We start from the raw sequence: 22,922 nt of genomic DNA, 5'->3' as shown, positions 1-22,922 counted from the left end.
GCATCGAGGTTTAGAGGAGTCATCATGGCAAACTATCCCGCATCACAGCCCGGTTCCGAGCGTCACACCCTGTCCGTGCTGGTCGAAAACCGTCCTGGCGTGCTCGCGCGCGTGGCCGGCCTGTTCGCCCGTCGTGCGTTCAACATCAACTCGCTGTCTGTTTCGCCTACGGAACGCCCGGATATCTCCCGCATCACGGTGACAGCCGATGTCGAGGCGGTACCGCTGGAGCAGATTATCAAGCAGCTCAACAAGCTGCTGCATGTGCTGAAGATCGTCGAGCTGGATCCGAACAACACAGTCGAACGCGAACTTGTGCTCATCAAGGTCAGCGCCGACGAATCCAACCGTTCCGACGTGCTCGAGATCGTGCGTCTGTTCCGTGTGCGTGTGGTCGATGTGAACCCGGAGTCGCTGACCATCGAAGCGACCGGCGCGGAAGGCAAGATTGACGCACTGCTCGGTCTGCTTGAGCATTACGGCGTGATTGAGCTGGTCCGTTCCGGCGCGGTCGCGGTGACCCGCGGTCCGAAGGCGCTGAGCGAGAAGGTCATCGGTTCGGAGATTACCGGCCGCTGATTATCAGCGATTTGTGCGAAGTGTACGATCCGTGCGAGCCGTACGCTTGCCTATGAAACAGCCCCGTGAAGCCTTGGGTTTCACGGGGCTGTTTCATAGGCAAGCGAGATTGGCTGCTTGAAAGGTCGCCCGCCTAGCAGATGTCCGTCTGGCAGGAGGGCCGTCTGTCCACCAAACGATTGGCATGCAGCATCTGAACTGGATGACTGTCCAGCTCAGATGTCGTTTGCCCGCCGGTCAGCCTTCCAACTCTTCGGATAGTTCCAGCCATTCAGCTTCAAGCGAGTCTTTCTCGTCCGTCACTACGTTGAGCTGCGTGTTGAGCTCGTTGAGTCCGGCGAAATCACTGGGATTATGCGCGGCCATCTTCGCCTCGATGTCAGCGCGGCTTTCCTCGAGTTTCGCCAGTTTGCGCTCGATGGCGGACACCCGCTTGGATACCTGGTGGAATTCCTTGCCGCCCAGCTTGTGTGTCTGGGGCTTGGCTTGGTCGGCATCCGACTGCTTGCCGTCGTCCGAGGCGGCGGAGCCACCCTTGGTACCAGTGCCGCCCTTCCGGTCATCGCCGGTGCCGAGAATCGCCGACCAATCGCCGTCTTTCCTGGCCTGTTCGACCATATCAAGGTAGTCGCCGACGCCGCCGGGCAGATGCCTGACTTTACCACCAATCAACGCGAACTGCTCGTCGGTGACACGCTCCAACAAGTACCGATCGTGCGATACGACAATCAGCGTGCCCGGCCAAGTGTCGAGCAGATCCTCCATCACCGCGAGCATGTCGGTGTCCAGGTCGTTGCCCGGCTCGTCGAGGATGAGAACATTGGGCTCGTCAAGCAAAATTAGTAACAGCTGCATCCGGCGTTTCTGGCCGCCTGACAAGTCCCTGATCGGTGTCATAAGCTGGGCTGACGAAAAGCCGAGCCGTTCCATAAGCTGGGCAGGAGTGACTTCCTTGCCGTCGACAATATAGCTCGGCTTGTATCGGCTGAGCACTTCCTTGATCTTGTATTTGCCGAGTTTCTCCAGCTCGTCGAGCCGCTGCGAAAGCACCGCGAATTTCACGGTTTTGCCGATATTCACGTGCCCGCACGTCGGGGTGAGGGTGCCGTCGATGATCTTGAGCAACGTGGATTTGCCGGCGCCGTTGGCACCGACAATGCCGAATCGGTCGCCTGGGCCGATCAGCCAGGTCACATCATCAAGGATTTTGCGCCCGGATACGGTCACCGTACGTGCGGCGGCGGTATCGGCGACCGGCGTCCCATCCGCATCGCTTGCCTCGGACACATGAGCGGAAGTCTCGCGTTCCCCTGTGCCGGGAATCGGCGCATCCGGGTCGACGGATAGCTGGACCGAACCGGTGACAATCGGCTCGGCATACAGCGGCGGAACCACGTCCACACGCCCGGATGCCGCGGTGACGGCGGCAGCATCGGCATCAAGCCGACGCTCGTCATCCTGCGAATAAATCTGCGTCACATCAATCAGATCGACGACCTGTTTGCCCAATCGCGATGTCGCCATCTGCTTCAATTCCAACGTGTTGCGCATCGGCGGCACATCGGCGATGAGCTCGCGCGCCTGTTTCACGTGAAACTTCTGTTTGGTCGAACGCGCCCTCGCGCCGCGGGACAGCCATGCGAGCTCCTTGCGGGCGAGATTGCGTCGGCGTTCCTCACGCACATCGGCCTGACGGTCACGTTCCACGCGTTGCAGCATGTACGCACTGTACCCGCCTTCGAAGGGGTCGATCAGCCCGTCGTGCACTTCCCACATCGATTCGCACACCTCGTCAAGGAACCACCGGTCGTGGGTGACCAGCAGCAGCGCACCCTGACCGGACGCCCAACGGTTCTTCAGGTGTTCGGCAAGCCAGTGAATCGTCACGACGTCAAGATGGTTGGTCGGCTCGTCCAACGCGAGGATATCCCAGTCCTTGAGCAACAGACGGGCCAGATCGGCGCGACGGCGCTGGCCGCCGGACAGCGAGCCGACTTTGGCGTCAAGGCTCATGCCTCCGAGCAGCGCCTCGACGATTTCGCGCGATGACGTGTCGGACGCCCATTCGTAGTCTTCGCGTCCCTCGAGCGCCGCCTCGCGCAGCGTCGCGTTGTCGTCCAGCGGATCACGTTGCCTGAGCATGCCGAAGGTCAGCCCGTTGCGTGTGATTACACGGCCGGAATCGGGCTGCTGCTCCCCGGAAAATAGGCGCAACAACGTGGATTTGCCGTCGCCGTTGCGTCCGACGATACCGATGCGGTCGCCTTCGAATACCCCTTGCGTCACATCGGTGAAGATGGTTTTCGTGGCGAACGAAAGCGAAACGTGTTCCAATCCAAGATCATAAGTCGGCATAATGCCCCCATGGTATCGCCCAGCATAGGCACGCCCGGGCAGACGAGTCCGGCCGCCGATGACACGGCAGCGGCATCAGCGTCCGTGCAACGTGCGGATATACGTGTTGCAACGCGCCGCGAACCCGGAGAAGACCTGGTCGGCCAAAGGCTGCAGCTGCGGGTCGTATTCGGCGAAATCATCGCGGATCTTGGCAATCTGCGACTTCTTCATCCCCTCGACCATGGCCGGTTCGGCGAGCCATTCGTCAAGCAGCGTGGCCGTGACCTCCAGATGGAACTGCAAGCCCAAGGCCGAGCCCGCCCGGAACGCCTGGTTTTTCGTATTCGCCGACCGGGCGAGCAGCTGGGCGCCCTCCGGCAGACCGACCACGTCGTTGTGCCAGTGCAGAACGTTGAGTTCCTTGCCCCACATGGAGAAGTAATCATGCTTGTCAACGCGCTTGATCGGAGCGAAACCGATTTCCGGCTCCTTGCCATGGCTGAGCTTCGCGCCCAGCGCCCCGGCGATGATCTGATGGCCCAAGCAAATGCCGAGCACCGGCTTGCCGACGCTGATCGCGGCTCGCGCGAGCTTCTCCTCCGCCTTCAGACCCGGGTATTCGTCATAGTCCTGGGCGCCCATGGGCCCGCCCATAATCACCACGCCTGCGAGCTCCTTGAAATCCGGCAGGTCGGGCTTCTTTTCCTTGACAATGTTGACGGTCTGCGTCGGGATTTGCAAGTCCTCAAGGCTATCCAAAATACGCCCCGGCTTCTCCCACGGGACATGCTGCACGATAAGCACTTCTGGTTGCGTCATACACACCATTGTGGCATTGCCTATGTAAACATGCGAACACCCGGCCGATTTTGTCTGGCAAATCGAATACGCTCATGGGTATGGGAAACGTCGAAGAACCGCAGAATTCCAACATTTCCGGCGCACATGAGCTCGCAGGAGCCGCCGCCGGGCTGAATCTGTACGACACTGCCTCGCATGCCGTGTCGCCGTTCAGGCCGATCCGTCCCGGCCATGTGGGGATCTACGTGTGTGGTGCGACAGTGCAAAGCTCCCCGCATATCGGGCATATCCGCGCCGCCGTCGCCTTCGACATCGTCCGCCGCTGGATGCTGCGTCTGGGCTATGACGTGACTTTCGTGCGCAACGTCACCGATATCGACGACAAGATTCTCGACAAGGCCGCCGCCGCAGGACAGCAGTGGTGGGCGCGCGCGTACTACTACGAGCGTGAGTTCACCCGCGCCTACGATACGCTCGGCGTGCTGCCGCCTACAGTCGAGCCGCGTGCGACCGGGCATATCCCCGACATGGTCGAGCTCATCGAGCGGATTATCCGCAACGGGCACGCCTACGTGGTGAAGGACGCCGACGGCAACCCGACCGGCAACGTGTATTTCGATGTGGCAAGCTGGCCGCACTACGGCGAATTGACGCATCAGAAGCAGGGCGCCGTCGAGGCGGATGAGGCCGCGGCGGTCGCCGACCGCATGGGTCCGAGCGTGGACGCGGCAGGCACCGACAAATACAACCCCGTTGACCCGGCAGATGCCTCCCCTGACAAGCATGATCCCCGTGATTTCGCGCTGTGGAAGGCGCCGAAGGCCACCGATCCGCAGGACGCGCGCTGGGCGACCCCGTTCGGTGTGGGGCGTCCCGGCTGGCATATCGAGTGCTCCGCGATGAGCCACCGTTATCTGGGCGAGGCGTTTGACATCCATGGCGGCGGGCTTGATTTGCGCTTCCCGCACCATGAGAACGAGATGGCACAGACCCGCGCGGCCGGCTGGAATTCCGCGGCCCGCTGGATGCATTCAGCGTGGGTGACCGCCAAGGGCGAGAAAATGTCCAAATCATTGGGCAACGGACTGTCCGTGCCGGCTGTGCTCGCCGAGCACAGCGCGTGGGTGGTGCGCTACGCGCTCGGATCCGTGCAATACCGGTCGATGCTCGAATGGTCCGACCAGACGCTCACCGAAGCGCAGGCCGCATTTGTGCGCGTGAGCAACTTCATCGAACGCGCCGGCGCCGCCATCGGCGGTCAGCCGTCCCGTGAGGAAATCATCGCGGTGGGCGCCGATCAGCTGCCTGTTGATTTTGTCAACGCGATGAACGACGACATCAATGTGTCCGGTGCCATCGCAGCTGTCTTCAGCACGATTCGCTCCGGCAACACGCTGTTGTCGCAGGTTGAGGACCATGCCGATGACGCGGTGCAGGCACAGGTGCGCGAGGCGTTGGTGTCCGTGCGCGCGATGCTCGATACGCTCGGGCTCGATCCGCTGGCTGAACCGTGGGCCGGTGCCGAAGACGGCGGGGATTCCAAGGCCGCTGACGCGCTCGACGCTTTGGTTTCCGAGCAGCTTCAGGCCCGTCAGACCGCGCGCGCCGCGAAGGATTTCGCGAAGGCCGACGCGATTCGCGACGAGCTTGCGGCGGTCGGTATCGCCATCGAGGACACGCCGTCCGGCTCGACCTGGTCGCTCAAGTGACGCAAACGGCGTAAGCGGCACAGTGATGCGGCGATGCGAACGGCGCAGGATTCCGAGCGACTCGGTTCCTGCGCCGTTTGGATTCTCGCGGCGTTAGGACCCCTGCGAGGTTTGAGGTCCTACGAGGTTAGGAATCCCAATCGCGCAAAGTCATGACTGTCCATCTCCCCAAACTGTCTACGCTAACAAGAGCCCACGCGTAGCTAGTTTGTGTATGCAAGCTTCTACCGACGCTCAGCTACCCGTCAGCGTCGACAGAAATAGAAGCACAACCCACTGCTGACGCTCACACCGGTCCCAGCATCGGCAGAAACAGGAGGGGCGCGGGTGGCGGTTTTTCCCGCATCACGGCTAGACTGGAATGCATTATGGCAGCATTTAGTTCTTTGACAGACCGGCTCTCGAATGCCTTCAAGCATTTGAAGAGCAAGGGCAAGCTTTCCGAAGCGGATATCGACGGCACCATCCGTGAAATCCGCCGTGCGCTTCTCGACGCCGACGTGTCGCTTGAAGTCGTCCGTTCCTTCACCGGCCGCGTGCGTGAACGCGCGCTCGGCGAGGAAGTCTCGCAGGCGCTGAATCCGGCACAGCAGGTCGTGAAAATCGTCAACGAGGAGTTGACCGCGATTCTCGGCGCCGGCGTCGACCGTCCGCTGAATTTCGCGAAGAACCCGCCGACAATCATCATGCTCGCCGGCCTTCAGGGCGCCGGTAAGACCACGCTCGCCGGCAAGCTCGGCTACTGGCTGAAAGACGCCGGCCACACCCCGCTGCTGGTCGCCGCCGATTTGCAGCGTCCGAACGCGGTCACCCAGTTGCAGGTCGTCGGCGAGCGCGCCGGCGTACCGGTGTACGCCCCCGAGAAGGGTGTGCAGTCCGACGGCGGCGAGGCGGTCGCAGCCCCCGGCCAAACCACGGGCGACCCGGTGAAGGTTGCGCGCGATTCCATCGAATTCGCCAAGCGCAAGCTGTACGACGTCGTCATCATCGATACCGCCGGCCGTTTGGGCGTTGACGAAGAGCTCATGAAGCAGGCGCGCGACATCCGCGACGCCGTGCATCCCAATGAAATCCTGTTCGTCATCGACGCGATGATTGGCCAGGATGCGGTCAAGACCGCGAAGGCCTTCGACGAAGGCGTGGACTTCACCGGCGTGGTCCTGTCCAAGCTCGATGGTGACGCCCGCGGTGGTGCCGCTCTGTCGGTTGCCAGCGTGACCGGCAAGCCGATCCTGTTTGCTTCAACCGGCGAGGGACTCAAGGATTTCGAGGTCTTCCACCCCGATCGCATGGCGTCCCGCATCCTCGATATGGGCGATATCCTCACGCTTATCGAACAGGCGCAGAAGCAGTTCGACGAGGAGCAGGCCCGCGAGGCGGCATCCAAGATGTCCGAAGGCACCTTCGGGCTTGACGACTTCTTGGAGCAGTTGCAGCAGGTGCGCAAACTCGGCCCGATGAAGAACCTGCTCGGCATGATTCCGGGCATGGCGGCCCATCGTCAGGCACTGGAGCAGCTCGACGAGCATGAAATCGACCGCACCGAGGCGATTATCCGCTCGATGACGCCTGAGGAGCGTCGCAACCCGAAGATCATCGACGGCTCTCGCCGCGCCCGCATCGCCTATGGTTCCGGCAATACCGTGTCTGCGGTCAATGGTCTGCTGGAGCGCTTCGAGCAGGCATCCAAGATGATGCGCCGCATGACGAACCGTGCCGGTATGGGTGGTATCCCCGGATTCGGCGGCCCCGGCGGCGGCAAGAAGAACAAGAAGGGCGGCAAGAAGAAGAAAGGCTCGAAGTCCGGCAATCCGATGAAGCGCGAAGCCGAAGAGAAGGCATTGCGCCAGCGGCTCGCTGGCGGCGGCAAGAGCTCCGGCGGTTCCGCATTCGCCAAGAAGCCACAGAACCCCGCACTTCCTGCCGGATTGCAGGAGATGATGGGCGAGAACGGCATGCCTGATCTGCCGCCGAATCTCGGCAATGGATTGGGCGACCTGCTCGGCTGAAGCTACGCCGATTCAGGTTCATGACCGCCCAGCGGCGGCGTCAATGATTGAACCAGTCAGTTGAATCAGCAAATCTCATGAGGCCCGCAAGCGTTTACGATGCTTGCGGGCCTCATCACACCATCTCCCCTATAATGCCCATCACAGGTCAGGTGGACTGTACAGACGTGAATGGAGCGAACGCGAATGGCCGTGGTATTGACGATAATCGCCGTCCTGTTGCTGATATGGTGGTTGCTGCGCTTTGTGCCTGCGAGCGTGGAAGCGCATATGCCAATGCCATACAGCACCGCGCTTGACCGGCATCTGTGGGTGCCGGCAGTCATCGGCGCGGTCTGGTCGGCGGCGCTCGGCTGCTGGTGGGGTGCGGCACTGTATGCGGTGCTGCTCGTTCTGGTGATTGCGGGCGAATCCCCGTATTATCGGCATCTGTTCGGCAGAACCGCCAACACGTCGCGGGCAACGGCGAACACCGCGGCCGATGGAACCGGCCATTCGGGAGCCTCTGCCGACGGTGTCATCCGCGCGATGACGCTCAACTGCCGCTATGGACGTGCCGATGCCGAGAACATCGTGCGGCTGGTCCGGGAGCGGCACATCGATGTGCTTGCGCTTGAAGAACTCACTGACGAGCTCGTCGAACGGCTCTCGCACGCGGGCTTGAACACGCTGCTGCCCTACTGCCAGCAGGGCGCGCAGCATGCCGGAGACAACGGCGGGTTCAACGCGATCTGGTCGCGTGTCGAACCGGTCGGGCGGATTGCGACGTTCCTGAATATCCACGCGGCGGATGTTCCCGCCATCACCATCGATGTGGACGCCTGCGGCACACCGGGCGCTCCAAGCGATCCAGGACGCCAAGTCACGTTCGCCGCCGCACACACGAAATCGCCGATGCGCGGGTGCCGGGAATGGTCGTACGGCGTGCGGGCGCTGGATGCCATCGCGACCAGTCCGGAGCCTGTGGTCGTACTCGGGGATCTGAACGCCTGCCTTGACCACCGGTGCCTGCGTGATGTACTTGCCACCGGAGTGCATGACGCGAGCCTTGATGTTGCGCATGGCCCGACGCTGACGTTCCCCTCTTGGACGCCGTGGCCACGTATCGAGCTCGACCATGCGTTGGCGAGCAGCGGCGTGGTCTTCCATTCGGGGCAAGCCATCACCGTGCGCGATACCGATCATCGGGCGCTGCTCGTCACCTTGAGTGTGCGGTAACCTCCCTCCCCTCCACAAACTGTCTACGCAAACAGGAGCCTTAGCGTAGATAGTTTGTGGGAGAGGAGATGGCACTGCGCACGACACGCCGAAACATCGTGGGGTTTGCGCTATACTTGTTCAGTTATTCATGGGTGCGGAGCCCTCTCTTTCCGCAGTCATGAGGAACACGTGGGTTCGGTTTCCGTGCCCCACACAGAAGCTGTAACCCGCATTATCAATACAAGGAGAGCCATTTTGGCAACCAAGATTCGTCTGAAGCGCATGGGCAAGAAGTTCTACGCGTTCTACCGCGTAGTAATCATGGATTCGCGCAATAAGCGCGACGGCCGCTCCATCGAGGAGATCGGCATCTATGATCCGAACAAGCAGCCTTCGCTTATCCAGATTGACTCCGAGCGCGCTCAGTACTGGCTGGGTGTCGGCGCGCAGCCGTCCGAGCCTGTGCTCAAGCTGCTGAAGATCACCGGTGACTGGCAGAAGTTCAAGGGCATTGAGGGCGCCGAAGGCACCCTGAAGACCCCGGAAGCCGGTCCGGACGCCGCCGCTCGTGTCGAGGCCGCTGAAGCCCAGGCACAGAAGCTGAAGGCCGCCAAGTCCGAAGCTGAGGCCAAGGCCAAGGCTGAGGCCGAAGCCGCCGCCGAGGCTGAGAAGGCCGAGGAGACCGCTGAAGCACCGGCCGAGGAAAAGGCTGAGTGACATGCTCGCCCAAGCTGTTGAACACCTCATCAAGAACATCGTGGATTTCCCGGACGACGTTTCGGTCAAATCCCACGAGAACGCGCGCGGCGAACTGCTGCGCGTGCGCGTGAACCCTGAGGACATCGGCCGTGTCATCGGTCGCAAGGGCCGTACGGCCAATGCGATTCGCACGGTCGTGCAGGCCATCGCCGACCACAAAGTGCGTGTCGACATCATGGACGTACGCAGGTGAGCGAGAGCGTGGTGCATCAGCAACACTCCGACGACCCTCAGCAGCGCGAACTGCTGAGGGTCTGTCGTATCGGCCGCGCTCAAGGGCTCAAAGGCGAAGTCACCGTGCAGGTGTTCACCGACGAGCCTGACTACCGGTTCGAACCGGGTTCCCTGCTCTATACGCGTGACAGCGAACAGGAGTTCGAGGTCGCGCATTCGCGGACCTTCAAGAACCGTTGGATTATCCATTTCGAAGGTGTCGACGACCGTGACGCCGCCGAAGCCCTCAACGGCACCGTCCTGTACGGCGAAGCCGACGATCCGGAGGACATGCTCGAAGAGGACGCATGGTATCCGAAGGATCTCTTGGGGCTGGAAGCCCGGTTCGCCGAGGACAACATGCTCGGCGCGCCAGCCGGACAGAAGGTCGGCAAGGTCGTGGACGTCATCGAAGGCGCCCAATACCTGCTCAAAATCCGCCTCGCCAAGCCGGTGGACGGCGAAACCAGCACGCTGGTGCCGTTCGTCGACCAGCTGGTGCCGGATATCGACCTCGAGAACGGGTATTTGACGCTCGACCCGCCGGGAGGGCTGATTCCCGGCTGGTGACCGCCTTGTGACTGGCTGACGATCTGCGTCCGGCGCATGACGCCCGATGATATCGGCATCTCGTCATCATCAATGTCACGCGACATCAAGAGACCAGAACACGTGAGGGGTGTGTGTTCCAAACCGGGCGCACACCCCTCACGTCGTCTGGCCCGCCCGACGGATACCGTCCGCGAATCGTCGGCATCGGTACCGTTGAACACGCGGCGGCGGTATTCCCGCGTCTTGGGACGGCAGGCCGGTACAGTGGTGGGCATGCAGATTGATATCGTTTCCGTATTCCCCGAATACTTCGACGTGCTGAACCTAAGCCTGTTCGGCAAAGCGCAAAGCAAGGGGCTCGTCAGTGTCCACGCCCACAATCTGCGCGATTGGACGCATGACGTGCATCATTCCGTGGACGATACCCCGGTCGGCGGCGGCGCCGGCATGGTCATGAAACCGGAAGTTTGGGCGGAATGCCTGGACGATCTGCTCGGGCTAGAACCGCGCGAGATGAACGCCGATGGCGAGAGCGACAGCAATAGTAATGCCAGCGCAGGCGTCTGTGACGGCGCTGACGCCACGGTTACGACGAGCGCCGCAGCGGGCGGATCACCGGGCAACGGCACGGTTGTGACAGCCGCCGAGAGCGACGGCACCGGCGACGCGGAGCATCTGCCGGCATCCGACAGTGCATCGGCAGATACGGTACCCAACAGCGATTCACAGGCTCCCACCCACAATCTCGGCACCGTGCTGATCTTCCCCAATCCTTCCGCTCCCCTGTTCACCCAACGCGACGCGACAGAACTGAGTCACGCCAAACGACTGATGTTCGGCTGCGGACGCTACGAGGGCTATGACGCGCGCATTCCTGAGTACTACCGGGCGCAGGGCGTGGATGTACGCGAATATTCGATTGGTGATTATGTGCTCAACGGCGGGGAGGTCGCGGTATCGGTGATGTTGGAGGCGATTACGCGCCTGCTGCCCGGGTTTATGGGAAACCCGGAGTCCATTGTGGAGGAATCATATACGGGTTCCGAGGCGCTGCTCGAGCATCGGCAGTACACGCGGCCGGCGGTGTGGCGCGGAATGGGCGTGCCTGATGTGCTGCTTTCGGGCGACCACGGGAAAGTCGACCGCTTCCGCCGCGATGAGGCGTTGGCACGTACCGATGCGATTCGGCCTGATTTGATTGTACAGCTGGATTGTGCGCAGCTGAGCAAGGCCGACCGTAAAACACTGATGGCGCTCGGCTGGGAGGTTTCGGCAGAGCATCCGCGGCGGCTGAATCGGGAGTAGACGGCCGAGCGGCTAGACTACTGGGCATGCCGTCCGTCGTATTCTGGACGTTCCGGCGTTCCAGATGTGCTGCATATTCCAGGTGTGCTGAGTATTCCCGCACCACACGTATCCGGGATATTACGAAGGCCTGCCGGAATCACTCCCGACAGGCCGCAAGTTAGCTGTAGGTTAGCTGTAGATTTGCCGCAGGCTACCAGAGTTCAGCCGTGATACCGCGTCACAGGCCACGCACCTTGACCTGCTCGTCCAGCGGCATATGCTCACGCGGGCCGGCGGGCGCGGTGACCTCGCCGAACGGCATCTGCGCGACCAGCTTCCAATTCTCGGGAATGCCGAAGGCCTCACGGACCGCGTCATCAATCAGCGGGTTGTAATGCTGCAGGTTCGCGCCGATACCCGCCTCGGCGAGCGCCGACCAGACGGCGAACTGGAGCATGCCGTTCGCCTGCTGCGCCCACACCGGGAAGTTCGCCGCGTAGGAGGGGAACTGCTCCTGCAAGTTCGTGGTGACGGTGGTGTCATCGAAGTACAGCACCGTGCCGCGCGCGGCGTCGAAACCGGCGATCTTCTGCTCGGTGGCGGCGAACGCGGTATCGTCCTTGACCACGGCGCGCAGGGCGTCGTGCACAATCGTCCACAGACGGTGATGTTCCGCGCCGAACAGCACGATGACGCGCTGCGGCTGGGAATTGAAGGCGCTGGGAACTTCGCCGGCGACCGAGCGGACAAGATCGACGATTTCGGCGTCAGACAGCGCGGCAGCGTCAGACAGCGCATACTGCGAGCGACGGGCGGAAATCGCGGAAACAAAAGCGGACATGGTGCCTCCCAAAGTGGCGGTTGCGGAGTTGCGGAGTGTTCCGGTCATCCGGGTTTTCGGTGATACGAATAATATGGTTCAGCGGACTGCTGCCGAGGATGGATGATGCGCGTACCGTTGCAACGGGCCTATCATCTGTCCTGCTGGTTTTACGGTACATGTCGGACCGGTTCGGCACCCGTGTTTTCTCTGACAGAATATGTGGGCGACGTCACACGCACGCCAGTGACCGGAGCGCGGGTAGAGTGGTCAGTATGCGCGTGATTGCAGGACGATTCAAGGGCATGGCGTTGGCCACGCCGAAGCCGGGAACCCGACCGACCACCGACCGCACCAAAGAGGCGGTGTTCTCCCATCTCGACTCGTGGAATCTGGTGCGGGGAGCCAATGTACTGGACCTGTTCGCCGGGACAGGAGCGCTCGGTATCGAAGCGCTGTCGCGCGGAGCACGGTCGTTGGTGGCTGTGGAGTCCGCCGGGCCCGCCGCGGCGCTCATCAACGGCACGTTCGCCCAGCTCAAGCGTTCCAAGGCGTGGCGTCCCGAATTGTCTGCACGGGTGATGAGACGGCGCGCTGAGGTGTTCGTTGACTCGTATCATGGCGCGCCGTTTGACTTGGTGTTCATCGACCCGCCGTACGCGTATGCGACCGAGGAATGCAACACGCTGTTGGATGCGCTCGCGCAGGGAGCGACGACAGGCCCGGACACAATGATCGTAGTCGAGCGGTCTGTGCGGTCTGATGCGCTCACTCCCCCGGCGGGATGGCATGAGGCTGACGCGCGTACGTACGGCGAAACCGCGGTCATCTATCTTGAGCCGTCGGCAAAAATAGAACCATAACCCTCTACCGGCGCTCAGCCCAACTCACCGTCGGCAGAAGCAGGAGCATAACCCTCTACCGGCGCTCAGCCACCCGCCAGCGTCGGCAGAAACAGAGAGTCAGCTGCTAATGAGGTGGGATTCGTTGCCGCGCGTGAAATCGAGGACCGCTCCGGCGAGCTGCACCTCGTGGTCGAGCCCCGGATCATCCGCGAGCACCTGCTCAGCGCGGGCACGGGCATCCGCAATCATCTTCGCATCCTTGACCACACGCAGCAGCTTAAGGCCCGATTTTCCGCCGGATTGCGCATCGCCCAGCACATCGCCGGCGCCGCGCAACTCCAAATCCGCCTGCGCGATTTCCGCGCCATCAAGCGAACCCTGAATCACAGCCAGCCGCTGTTCGGCGATACTGCCCGGTTCCGCCCGGGACACGAGAAACGCCCACGAATCCGTGCCGCCGCGGCCGACACGCCCACGCAGCTGATGCAGCTGTGACAAGCCGAATCGGTCTGCATCGAAAATCACGATGCAACTGGCCTGCGGAACGTCCACACCCACTTCGATCACCGTGGTCGCCACGAGGACCGGTGTGACGCCGGCCGCGAAATCAGCCATCACCTGTTGCTTGGTCGCATCATCATCGCGCCCGGTCAAGGTCGCGAACCGCACCCCTTGAAATTGCGGGAGTGCTTCAAGCCGCGCAGCGATTTCGCTGACCGCATGCAGCGGGGGCTTGGGTTGGGCGGACGATGACCCACCGGTGCCATCCCCCGAGCCGGAGGCATCGTCCGGCTCTTCGAACAGTTCGGCATCCTGACCGGCCTGGTCGTCGCTCTCATCCTCGTCGATGCGCGCACAGACGATGTACGCGCGCTCCCCCGCGTCAATCCTGCGGCGAATGTGCCGGAACATATTCGCCATAGTCGGGCCGTCGGCCTCGGGAATCACGAAGGTGCGGATCGGCTTGCGGCCGCCCGGCAGCTCCGTCAGCCACGACAAATCAAGGCTGCCGAACCATGTCATCGCGGCCGTGCGAGGAATCGGCGTGGCCGTCATAACCAGCAGATGCGGGATCTTCTCACCGCGTTGCAGCAAGGTTTCGCGCTGTTCGACGCCGAATCGGTGCTGCTCGTCGATAACCGCAAGAGCAAGATTCGGCGCTTGGAATGTCCTCGAGAACGCGGCGTGCGTGGCAATGATGATGCCCGGCTCGCCGCTCGCCGCCGCCGCGAGCGCTTTGCGACGTGCCGCAAGCTTCATGCCGCCGGTGACCAGCGTGACCGGAATGTCAAGTCCCGCCTTGCTGACCATGCCGCCGATGGTTTCGGCGTGTTGCTCGGCAAGCACCTGCGTGGGGGCGACAAGCACCGCTTGATAGCCCGATCCGACGGCTTGCAGCATCGCGACGAGCGCGACCACGGTTTTGCCGGAGCCGACTTCGCCTTGCAGCAGGCGCTGCATCGGGTAGTCGCGGCCCATGTCTTGGACGATATCGTCGATGACGCTGGTCTGCCCGCCGGTCAGGGTGAAGGGGAGCGAATCGATGAAAGTTTCGCGCATGTCGCCGTCAGTGCAGGGGAAGGTCTCGGCTTTGCGCGCTTGCTCGCGTTCTTGCAGGACGGCGGTCTGCGAGATGAACGCTTCCTCATATCGCAAGGTGTGAAGGGCTTGCCGGAACGAGTCCACCGAATCAGGTTCATGTATGGCAAGGAAGGCTTCGGCCCGATGCATCAGGCCGCATGCTTCACGCACGCTCTCGGGCAGGATGTCGGGAATGGCGCAACGCAAGGCGGCAGTAGGGATTTTGGGGGATGTCTCTATGCCGTCGGGGGCTGACGAGAGAGAAGATGCGCGGGATAGTGATGGTGCGGATTCTTGGGGTTCCGCGGGTTCCGGTGATATTGCGGTTGTGCCGGTCGTTCCGTGTGTTCCGGATTGTGTGGATTGCGCGGTTCTTTCGGATTGCGCGGTAGACAGCTCGGCTTCGTCATCGTCTCCGGCAGCGAGCGCATGCAACACGGTGACGATGGAATCGTGGATATGCTCGCTGGAAATACGGGAATTGGCGTGGTAAACCGGGCGCGGACGGCAGACGCGCCGCAACGCGTCATCGATGCTGTCAGCGTCGAAACGCAGGCCGCGGGCGGATTCCTGCGATGCGGTTGGGGTGGGCGGAACGGTGAGCACTTCTGGGTGGGTGAACTGTGGCATGCCGTCGTATTCGCTGGGTGTACCGCACACGACCACCGACGCGCCGGCGTGTAGTCGGGCGCTGAGCCAATTGACGTACTGCTGCTTGTAGGAGAAGAATACGAGTGCGGTGACGGAGCCGGGCACGTGGCGTTGGGCGGCGAACGCGGAATCGTCGACCATGGCTTGGACCCGATAGCCGCGGCGGGCGTTCATCTGCATCACGCGAACATCGCGCACAACACCGGCGAAAGCCATCGGCTCGCCGATTCGGCCTTCTCGCACCGCCCGCAGGGGCACTGGATCAGTGACCCGGAACGGGTAATACGTCAGGACGTCCGCGCACGTGACCAAGCCAAGGCCTTTCAGCGCGCTGACCCGACGACGGTTGGTCAACGGCTTGGCTAGCGGGGTGGTCAGTGAAACGGTCATACCTCTTATTGTCCCACATTCGGTTCTGCGCGGCGGGGAGGGCGACGGAACCCGCCTGTCGTGCGATGACGGAGTCGCACAGCAGGCAGATAGTCCCCACCACCCGCCGATAACCGTCGACACCCTGTCACAGTGTGACAACGCAGTCGCACAGCAGACAGATAGTCCCGACTTCTCGGGGCGAGCCAACGACAATCCCAACGCCGTGCGACACCCCAATCGCACCACAGACAGATAGTCCCCACCAGCCATCGGAAACCGTCGATATCTCACCGCCGCGCGACAGCCCAATCTCACAGCAGGCAGATAGGCATGTAGGAATCACAGATATTACCGCTCATCCCCGTCGGCGTTGTGCGGTAAGCGTGTCATAGTGTCATGGTCCAAGGATGCCCCTTACCGGTGAGCCACTGAATCGTCCGCGGCTTGTCGGTCGGGAAAGCACCCGGAGGACGAAATGCTCCCGGGAGAAGTGCCGGATCCGCACGAAACGCGCATAAACTCCCGCACAGGACACGGGAGTTCTGCACGAATCAGGCACTCTGCGGATAATCTCCCAACAGGAACGTTGGAAATCCGCGATTCAGAAAAACCGACCAACAAGCCGAGACCGGGAGAACAGCGGCAAATCCACGCATCCGCGATAAACTCCCGGGAAATTCAGGACATCACCCCCAGCCCACCGATTTTCCGACAAACTCCCACACCACCGTCCTGGACATCATCACACGCAAGCCTGTGCAACGATAATCCCCCGCGTCAATCCGGGGCATCACCACCAACCCAGCGCCACCAGAAAAGCAAAAACCCCGGAAACTGAAGTTCCGGGGTCTTGTTTCTTCATTCGCGATTCACGCGGCCACACGCTGAACCTTGCCAGCCTTGATGCATTTCACGCACACGCGCAGGCGGACATTCTGACCGTCAATGGTAGTGCGGACGGGCTGCAGGTTCGGACGGAAGGTGCGCTTATTGCGAATATGCGAATGCGACACGGTGAAACCGGTTTGCGGTCCCTTGCCGCACACTGCGCAACGAGCTGCCATGATGGACTCCCTATACATTTCTTTGACTTGCAAGTCGTGTCTGCCCGACCGCCGCATATGCGTCCGCCGAACACACAACTACACAAGACTACAACCAAATCCGATCAAGTGCAAACCTGCGTGCCGCATTCGTGGATAGCAGCGAAATCCCGGCATTTTCAAGCAACATGTCTAACTTCAACCTCCACAATAATCCCAGAAATACCGATAGAATGTGAGAGTCTGCGGCAACCACGTTGCCTCGGTTGCCTCGCATACGCATCGCACAAGGATGAGTCAGGAGGTTGTATGCTTCACGATATCCTCAACTCGCGCAAGCCGGAGCAGAGCGCAGCATCGGTGATTTCGCTCGGCCAGGTATGGGTCGACATCATGATGGGCGTTGGAGAACTTCCACAGCCGGGCGGATTCGCCGTCGCCGATTCGGTGACGCCGTCGGTGGGCGGGAGTTTCCGCGTGTTGCAGGCAGCCGCGCGGTCGGGATCGCCCGCCAAACACGCGGGTATCGTCGGCACGGGACTGTGGTCGTCCGTAATCCGCGACGAATTCGAGGCGAATGGCATCCAGCACATCGGCGGTGACCGGCTTGACAAGGACTCCGGATTCCGACTGGTGCTCAACGACGGATCACACAAAACCTTCATCGCGACGTACGGCGCCGAAGCGCAAGGCGACGAGCGCACCTTCGACGCGATTGAGCCTGAGGCAGGCGATGTCGTCCATATCAGCGGGAATACCTTGATGGACCACTCGGCGGCCGGCATTGAAGGATTTCTGCATCGTGCCGGTGCGAATCCCGAGCAGCGCCCGTACACAATCGTGCTCAATCCTACGAATTCCCTGCATCTGGTCAGCGACCACCTGATTGAGGACACCGTGCTATGCCGCCCGACATGGTCATGTAACCGCCAGGAAGCCAACACACTCGCCGAGCGGCTCGGCATTCCGCCGACGGATGATGCCGAACTGACCATCGGCGGCGGATTCGATGACGCGATGACCACACTGTGCGACGCGCTCGGCACCACGTTGCGCGCCCCGCTGGTGCTGCGCGCCGGCGCGCGAGGTGCGTGGGTGCGCGTACCCGGCAGCGAAGTGATCCACCTCGAGGGCTTCCCCGTGAAATCGACGCATACGCGTTCCGCCGGATCATGCCACACCGGCGTGATGTGCGCGATGCTCGCCCAAGGTTGGTCGCTGTTTGACGCGGTGCGGATCGCCAACGCGGCCGCCTCGATTGCCATCAGCAACAACAAGGCAGGCGTGCCCGACTGCCCGCCCGTCGAGGATGCGATCGCGCTGATCAAACAGCATGAAGGGGACACAGACACCTCCGCGCAAGCGTAGCGGCGGTTTCACGGCAGTACCGGTGACGACAGACGCCGCCAACCCTGGCGCCTTCCGTCACCGGTGTCCCCTCTGACCAGCCATCTCCCACCACCGGTCGCATCTCATCACCAATCGCGCCTCGTCACCTGCCACCCGAGAAAATCACCCATTGTTCATGGGTAGTTCATCTGTTACACCCCATCTGTTGTTTGCGCAAACATACCCTTCTGGTAGACAGACGGGAGTCCCCATGACCAATATTCTTGACACCGCGCAACGACCGGCCAAATCGGCGACCGTGCCGACTACGCCCACCGCACTCATCACACCAACCAACAGCAACGCGACGGATGGCATCATCGGCATCGCTTCCAACGCCGCCGCCAACCAAGCCGCCACCGACCAAGCCGCCACCACCAACCACTTCAACCACCGCGAAAAGCAGTGGATCCTGTACGACGTCGGCAATTCCGCATTCGTTCTGCTGTCCACCGCCGTCATCCCCATCTACGCGAACTCCCTGCTCAAAGCCGCCGGCGAATCCAACATCGTGTCCACTTGGGGGTACATGCAGACCATAGCATCCCTCATCATCGCGCTGCTTATGCCGATTCTGGGCTCCATCGCCGACGTGCAGGGCATGAAGATCAGATTCTTCATCGGCTTCTTCGGCACCGGCGTCCTCGCCTGCTGCGCGATGGCACTGCCGCTGGGCTGGATTGCGTTCCTCGCGGTATGCATGCTTGCCACCATCGGGCTCAACGGTTCGCTCACCTTCTACGATTCCATGCTCATCGACACCACCACCAACGACCGCATGGACCAAGTCTCCTCGCACGGCTATGGATGGGGATATGTCGGCTCCACCATCCCGTTCATCGCTTGCATCGCGCTGATTTTCGCCGGTCCGTCGGCATTCGGCTGGAGCACCACGGCCTGTACACGCGCCAGTTTCGTCATCACCGCCCTGTGGTGGACCGCGTTCACAATCCCGCTGATCAGCGGCTACCACCAGACCCATTACCGTGAAACCGCCGACTATATGCACGACGCCGTGCGCGGCACCTTCGCCGAGTTGGGCCACACCTTCCGCGAGATCTCGCGCAACAAGCCGCTGTGGATGTTCATGATCGCGTTCTTCTTCTACATCGACGCCGTCAACACGATTATCTCGATGAGCACCTCGTACGGGACCCAGCTCGGCATCGATTCCACGCAGCTGGTGCTCGCCCTGCTGGTCACGCAATTCGTCGCCTTCCCGTGCGCCATCGCCTACGGCCGGCTCGCCAAGCGGTTCGGGTGCAAGCCGATGATCATGGCCGCGGTCATCGCCTACCTCGGCATTGTCTGTTTCGCCGCGTTCTTCCTGCGTTCGGCCACCGAATTCTGGATTCTCGCGATTCTGGTCAGCATGTTCCAGGGCGGCATCCAGGCGCTCAGCCGTTCATATTACGGCAAGATCATCCCCAAGTCGCACGCCAACGAATACTACGGGTTCTACGATATCTTCGGCAAGACCGCAAGCATTCTCGGCACCTTCATCGTCGCGGCGACCACGTCAATCACCGGCAATCCGTCACTCGGCGTGCTGTCGATCGGCCTGCTGCTCGCCGTGGCGCTCGTGCTCCTCATCTTGCAGCGCGATTCGGCTACCGCAAGCGAGACCGCGGCATAACGCACGTCAATACCACCGTTTGGCGGATTCACGAATCCGGCTGCCTAGCCGGCTGTCTCTTCGGAGTCCGAATGCTTCGATGAGACAGCCGGATTCCCATAATTACAGCACCTTTTCCAACGATTCGTTCTCATCTGAAATCGGCCATATTCCAACGTTTCTGCCCTCCCTCTACCGGATCTGCATGACTTTGACTACCAGATTTGCATAACTTTCACTACCGAATCTGCATAACTCTCACTTCCAGATTTGCATAAGGTTGACTACCGGATTCGCGTAACTCCCGTCAAATGCGCGACATCGACCCCCCACCGGCCACCTGCACCCGGACACGTTTCCGCCTAGTTTCAGCTTCAAGCGTGTCGTGTTACGATGCGGCATCATAGGTAACGAAGAAAGCCTAGGGTGAAACCATGGATACAGCAGCTACCAGCAACGACACCATTGACATCACGGATGCCGCCGCAGGCGACATCACGACCGCGAAAGGCATCGACTACGACGCCGACGCGAAAGCCGCCGCAGCGGCGGTCAGCGAGGACGCGACAGAACAACTGCGCGACCCCCGCGACGCGACAGTATCCCATATGCCGTTGCCGTTCAGCGGCCCCGCGCGCATCGAGCACGATTCCCTCGGCGAAATGCCGGTCCCGGCGAATGTGTACTGGGGCATCAACGTGCAGCGCGCCATCCAGAACTTCCCTGTTTCCGACACGCCCATCAGCAGGCATCCGGAACTCATCGCCGGGTATGCACAAGTCAAACGCGCCTGCGTGGACGCCAACGAGGAGCTCGGCCTGATCGACCCGATGCGCGCCGAACTCATCCGGCAGGCATGCCGTGACATCGAAGCCGGCGAGCTCGCCGACCAGTTCCCCGTGGACGTACGCCAGGGCGGCGCCGGCACCTCGACGAATATGAACATGAACGAGGTCATCGCCAACCGCGCGCTCGAACTCGCCGGCCACCAGCGCGGCGACTACGGGTACATCCACCCGAACGACCACGTGAACAAGTCGCAATCCACGAACGACACGTACCCGGCCGCATGCCGTCTCGCCCTGATCACCGCACTCAAGCCAATGATTGAGGAATGCCGGCTGCTCGCCCGCGCCTTCCACAAGCTCGCCGACAAGCACATCAACGATGTGACCATCGGTCGCACGCAGCTCCAGGACGCGGTCCCGATGACCTACGGTCAGGAATTCCACGCCTTCGCCTCGTATTTCAAGGCCGACAAGGCATCCCTCGACAAGCTGGAGCCTGAACTCGCGGTGATGAACCTGGGTGGTACCGCCATCGGCACCGGCATCTGCGCGGATATCCGCTTCCGCAAGTCCGCAATCGAGCATCTCGGTGAAATCACCGGTTATCCGGTGACCGCAGCGCCCGACCCGATCGCCGCAACCAGCGATATGAGCGCGTTCGTCAACACGTCGTCCGCGCTGAAAAACCTCGCGGTGCACCTGAAGAAGGCGGCGGACGACCTGCGTCTGCTCAACTCCGGCCCACGCTGCGGATTCAACGACATCAACGTGCCCCCGCGCCAGGCTGGCTCGAGCATTATGCCAGGCAAGGTGAACCCTGTAATCCCAGAGTGCGTGGACCAGTGCTGCTTCACCGTGTTCGGCATGGACACGACCGTCAACTGGGCGTGCGCCGAAGGCCAGCTGCAGCTCAATGCCTTCGAACCGGTCGCCGTGCATACGCTGCTCGAAGGCATCCGCCTGCTGGGCAATGCGATGCGCACCTTCCGCCTCAACTGCGTGGACGGCATCACCGTCAACCTCGAGCAGGGGCGCCAGTTCGCCGCCGAATCGCCGTCTATCTCGGCTTCGCTCAACAGCGAAATCGGCTATGAGCGTGCCGCAGCCATTGCCAAAGAGGCGTTGCGTACCAGGCGCACGGTCCGCGAAGTCGCCGGCGAGCGCACCGACATGCCCGACGGCCGTCTCGACCAACTGCTTGACCCGATCACCTTGTCCCGCCGTTTGGGCCAGACATGCCGTGAACAGGGCGGCGCGCAAGCCTGACGACTCTGGGCTTCGCGCTGCACGGGGGTTTCGACGGGACGCCCTGCCCGCAAGCGTTACTTGGTTTACTTGTCGACGCGCGATTCATCGCTGTCATGCTGTGTATCGCGCGTCCGACGGCCGGAACGCAACCCTTCCATGCTCTCGCGCAGCTGGTCGATGATCGCATTGTCGCGCACTGAACGCATGGCGGGGAACGCCTGCATCAACCGTCGCTGTTGCCAATTGAGCGTATGCGACACATGCGAATCGAGCACAGCGCGCCTGCGTTCCTCGAAACGCTCACTCGCCGTGACCACCTTCTCGTCAAGATTCGCGACCTGTTCGGCATGCACCGCATTGACATCTTCGCTGATGCGTTTGAGCTTGGTGTCGAAGCTCCACGAGTATGCCGCGGTCAACGAGACGTCCACAATGAGCAGCACCGCGATGACGCCGCATACTATATGCAAGGCCAGCGGCGTCCACTGACGGACAATCCCCATGAACCATGGTTGCACGAAGAGTTTGACCAGCGTCGCACCGGCTCCGAACGCAATGAAGCCGTTGAGGTATACGCGGCCGTTGATATTGAACGGCTTGTTGCTGTAATCCCATAATCTGACGTGATGCAGCTTTTCGATGACGTATGAGGAGATGTATTCCAACGTACATGCGACAACGCCGCTGCTGAGGAACAACGCGACGGGATTGGTCACATCGTTGAGCAGGAACAGTACCAGCAGCGCTCCGAAACCGTAAATCGGGCACAGCGGTCCGATCAGAACACCCCTGTCGACGAAACGACGGCGCACGACGATTGACAGCCCGGTCTCCCAAATCCAGCCGATACAGCTGTACAACGCCCATGTCAGGAACAGCCGCTCCACGAATTCCAATACCTGCATGCCGCCTGCCTTTCCTGAAACGAGCCTGCTTCGCGTACGGTCGCGAGCACTCATGCAAACGTATTCCAGTCTAGCTGCCCGCACGCTGATTGGCGGTATTGCACGGGAAATGACCTGATGGCGCTCGGGCACGCCGGCCACGCACACGACAATGTCGATTGGACAGACTAGTGCCCGGTGATACCTCGCGTATTACCGGGCACTAGTCTGTCATCGAAC

The 22,922-nt window shown here is 61.6% G+C and carries 18 protein-coding genes; 12 read left to right on the top strand and 6 right to left on the bottom strand.

Features of this window, described 5'->3' with window-relative positions; all coding sequences use genetic code 11:
• The first annotated feature begins 24 nt into the window (after positions 1-24).
• Positions 25-579 (top strand): acetolactate synthase small subunit, encoded by a 555-nt coding sequence (gene ilvN, locus CQR48_RS01690; RefSeq protein WP_015449836.1) that lies wholly within the window; start codon positions 25-27, stop codon positions 577-579.
• Between the two features lie 237 nt (positions 580-816).
• On the opposite strand, the gene CQR48_RS01685 is transcribed toward ilvN, so the two are convergent.
• Positions 817-2,934, bottom strand: coding sequence for an ABC-F family ATP-binding cassette domain-containing protein (locus CQR48_RS01685; protein WP_101451768.1), 2,118 nt, complete (start codon positions 2,932-2,934; stop codon positions 817-819).
• 75 nt (positions 2,935-3,009) lie between these two features.
• Entirely contained in the window at positions 3,010-3,735 is a 726-nt protein-coding gene (locus tag CQR48_RS01680; protein WP_015449834.1) for a type 1 glutamine amidotransferase, read from the bottom strand.
• An 80-nt stretch (positions 3,736-3,815) separates the two neighbouring features.
• Here CQR48_RS01680 and cysS point away from each other — a divergent pair, with 80 nt between their 5' ends.
• From cysS to trmD, 7 genes are all read left to right on the top strand, one after another.
• A complete protein-coding gene (gene cysS, locus CQR48_RS01675) occupies positions 3,816-5,426 on the top strand; it encodes a cysteine--tRNA ligase (protein ID WP_101451787.1) in 1,611 nt (536 codons plus the stop codon).
• Between the two features lie 368 nt (positions 5,427-5,794).
• Positions 5,795-7,435 carry a signal recognition particle protein gene (ffh, locus tag CQR48_RS01670; RefSeq protein WP_015449832.1) on the top strand — a complete coding sequence of 547 codons (1,641 nt, stop codon included), beginning with the start codon at positions 5,795-5,797 and terminating at the stop codon, positions 7,433-7,435.
• Between the two features lie 186 nt (positions 7,436-7,621).
• The gene (locus CQR48_RS01665; protein WP_180335087.1) at positions 7,622-8,653 is read left to right on the top strand and encodes an endonuclease/exonuclease/phosphatase family protein; all 1,032 of its coding nucleotides are present in this window, start codon (positions 7,622-7,624) and stop codon (positions 8,651-8,653) included.
• A gap of 237 nt (positions 8,654-8,890) precedes the next feature.
• A complete protein-coding gene (gene rpsP, locus CQR48_RS01660; RefSeq protein WP_033493826.1) occupies positions 8,891-9,352 on the top strand; it encodes a 30S ribosomal protein S16 in 462 nt (153 codons plus the stop codon).
• Between the two features lies 1 nt (position 9,353).
• Complete coding sequence (locus CQR48_RS01655; protein WP_015449829.1) at positions 9,354-9,587, top strand: RNA-binding protein; 234 nt, start codon at positions 9,354-9,356, stop codon at positions 9,585-9,587.
• 8 nt (positions 9,588-9,595) lie between these two features.
• Positions 9,596-10,177 (top strand): ribosome maturation factor RimM, encoded by a 582-nt coding sequence (gene rimM / locus CQR48_RS01650; protein WP_033506859.1) that lies wholly within the window; start codon positions 9,596-9,598, stop codon positions 10,175-10,177.
• A 255-nt stretch (positions 10,178-10,432) separates the two neighbouring features.
• Positions 10,433-11,464: a tRNA (guanosine(37)-N1)-methyltransferase TrmD gene (gene trmD / locus CQR48_RS01645; RefSeq protein WP_101451766.1), complete on the top strand. Its 1,032-nt coding sequence runs from the start codon at positions 10,433-10,435 to the stop codon at positions 11,462-11,464.
• A gap of 220 nt (positions 11,465-11,684) precedes the next feature.
• Here the strand turns inward: trmD and CQR48_RS01640 are convergent, their stop codons facing one another.
• Positions 11,685-12,287 (bottom strand): nitroreductase family protein, encoded by a 603-nt coding sequence (locus CQR48_RS01640; RefSeq protein WP_015449823.1) that lies wholly within the window; start codon positions 12,285-12,287, stop codon positions 11,685-11,687.
• Positions 12,288-12,541: 254 nt separating this feature from the next.
• Here CQR48_RS01640 and rsmD point away from each other — a divergent pair, with 254 nt between their 5' ends.
• Positions 12,542-13,129, top strand: a complete 588-nt coding sequence (rsmD, locus tag CQR48_RS01635; protein ID WP_101451765.1) for a 16S rRNA (guanine(966)-N(2))-methyltransferase RsmD — start codon at positions 12,542-12,544, stop codon at positions 13,127-13,129.
• Between the two features lie 99 nt (positions 13,130-13,228).
• Here rsmD and CQR48_RS01630 read toward each other — a convergent pair whose 3' ends face one another.
• Positions 13,229-15,733, bottom strand: a complete 2,505-nt coding sequence (locus tag CQR48_RS01630) for an ATP-dependent DNA helicase RecG (RefSeq protein ID WP_101451764.1) — start codon at positions 15,731-15,733, stop codon at positions 13,229-13,231.
• Positions 15,734-16,584: 851 nt separating this feature from the next.
• The gene (rpmB, locus tag CQR48_RS01625; protein WP_015449820.1) at positions 16,585-16,779 is read right to left on the bottom strand and encodes a 50S ribosomal protein L28; all 195 of its coding nucleotides are present in this window, start codon (positions 16,777-16,779) and stop codon (positions 16,585-16,587) included.
• Positions 16,780-17,079: 300 nt separating this feature from the next.
• Between rpmB and CQR48_RS01620 the strand changes: the two genes are divergently transcribed.
• From CQR48_RS01620 to CQR48_RS01610, 3 genes are all read left to right on the top strand, one after another.
• Positions 17,080-18,126: a PfkB family carbohydrate kinase gene (locus tag CQR48_RS01620; RefSeq protein ID WP_371836370.1), complete on the top strand. Its 1,047-nt coding sequence runs from the start codon at positions 17,080-17,082 to the stop codon at positions 18,124-18,126.
• Positions 18,127-18,358: 232 nt separating this feature from the next.
• Positions 18,359-19,783: an MFS transporter gene (locus CQR48_RS01615; protein WP_244898879.1), complete on the top strand. Its 1,425-nt coding sequence runs from the start codon at positions 18,359-18,361 to the stop codon at positions 19,781-19,783.
• Between the two features lie 587 nt (positions 19,784-20,370).
• Positions 20,371-21,816, top strand: a complete 1,446-nt coding sequence (locus CQR48_RS01610; protein ID WP_101451785.1) for an aspartate ammonia-lyase — start codon at positions 20,371-20,373, stop codon at positions 21,814-21,816.
• Positions 21,817-21,881: 65 nt separating this feature from the next.
• On the opposite strand, the gene CQR48_RS01605 is transcribed toward CQR48_RS01610, so the two are convergent.
• Positions 21,882-22,703, bottom strand: a complete 822-nt coding sequence (locus tag CQR48_RS01605) for a putative ABC transporter permease (protein WP_101451762.1) — start codon at positions 22,701-22,703, stop codon at positions 21,882-21,884.
• Between the last annotated feature and the right edge of the window lie 219 nt (positions 22,704-22,922).

Origin of the sequence: Bifidobacterium thermophilum (genome assembly GCF_002846655.1) — a bacterium.
GTDB classification, from domain to species: Bacteria; Actinomycetota; Actinomycetes; order Actinomycetales; family Bifidobacteriaceae; genus Bifidobacterium; species Bifidobacterium thermophilum.
Note: the sequence above shows the minus strand (reverse complement) of the source record. Positions and strands in the feature narration are given on the sequence as shown.

What these genes read in the sequence shown, in the direction of transcription:
- cysS (WP_101451787.1), top strand. Translation starts at nt 3,816, where the DNA reads ATGGGAAACGTCGAAGAACCGCAGAATTCCAACATTTCCGGCGCACAT.
- CQR48_RS01610 (WP_101451785.1), top strand. Translation starts at nt 20,371, where the DNA reads ATGCCGTTGCCGTTCAGCGGCCCCGCGCGCATCGAGCACGATTCCCTC.
- CQR48_RS01605 (WP_101451762.1), bottom strand. Translation starts at nt 22,703, where the DNA reads ATGCAGGTATTGGAATTCGTGGAGCGGCTGTTCCTGACATGGGCGTTG.
- ffh (WP_015449832.1), top strand. Translation starts at nt 5,795, where the DNA reads ATGGCAGCATTTAGTTCTTTGACAGACCGGCTCTCGAATGCCTTCAAG.
- ilvN (WP_015449836.1), top strand. Translation starts at nt 25, where the DNA reads ATGGCAAACTATCCCGCATCACAGCCCGGTTCCGAGCGTCACACCCTG.
- CQR48_RS01615 (WP_244898879.1), top strand. Translation starts at nt 18,359, where the DNA reads ATGACCAATATTCTTGACACCGCGCAACGACCGGCCAAATCGGCGACC.
- trmD (WP_101451766.1), top strand. Translation starts at nt 10,433, where the DNA reads ATGCAGATTGATATCGTTTCCGTATTCCCCGAATACTTCGACGTGCTG.
- CQR48_RS01685 (WP_101451768.1), bottom strand. Translation starts at nt 2,934, where the DNA reads ATGCCGACTTATGATCTTGGATTGGAACACGTTTCGCTTTCGTTCGCC.
- CQR48_RS01640 (WP_015449823.1), bottom strand. Translation starts at nt 12,287, where the DNA reads ATGTCCGCTTTTGTTTCCGCGATTTCCGCCCGTCGCTCGCAGTATGCG.
- CQR48_RS01665 (WP_180335087.1), top strand. Translation starts at nt 7,622, where the DNA reads ATGGCCGTGGTATTGACGATAATCGCCGTCCTGTTGCTGATATGGTGG.
- rpmB (WP_015449820.1), bottom strand. Translation starts at nt 16,779, where the DNA reads ATGGCAGCTCGTTGCGCAGTGTGCGGCAAGGGACCGCAAACCGGTTTC.
- CQR48_RS01630 (WP_101451764.1), bottom strand. Translation starts at nt 15,733, where the DNA reads ATGACCGTTTCACTGACCACCCCGCTAGCCAAGCCGTTGACCAACCGT.
- CQR48_RS01680 (WP_015449834.1), bottom strand. Translation starts at nt 3,735, where the DNA reads ATGACGCAACCAGAAGTGCTTATCGTGCAGCATGTCCCGTGGGAGAAG.
- rsmD (WP_101451765.1), top strand. Translation starts at nt 12,542, where the DNA reads ATGCGCGTGATTGCAGGACGATTCAAGGGCATGGCGTTGGCCACGCCG.
- CQR48_RS01655 (WP_015449829.1), top strand. Translation starts at nt 9,354, where the DNA reads ATGCTCGCCCAAGCTGTTGAACACCTCATCAAGAACATCGTGGATTTC.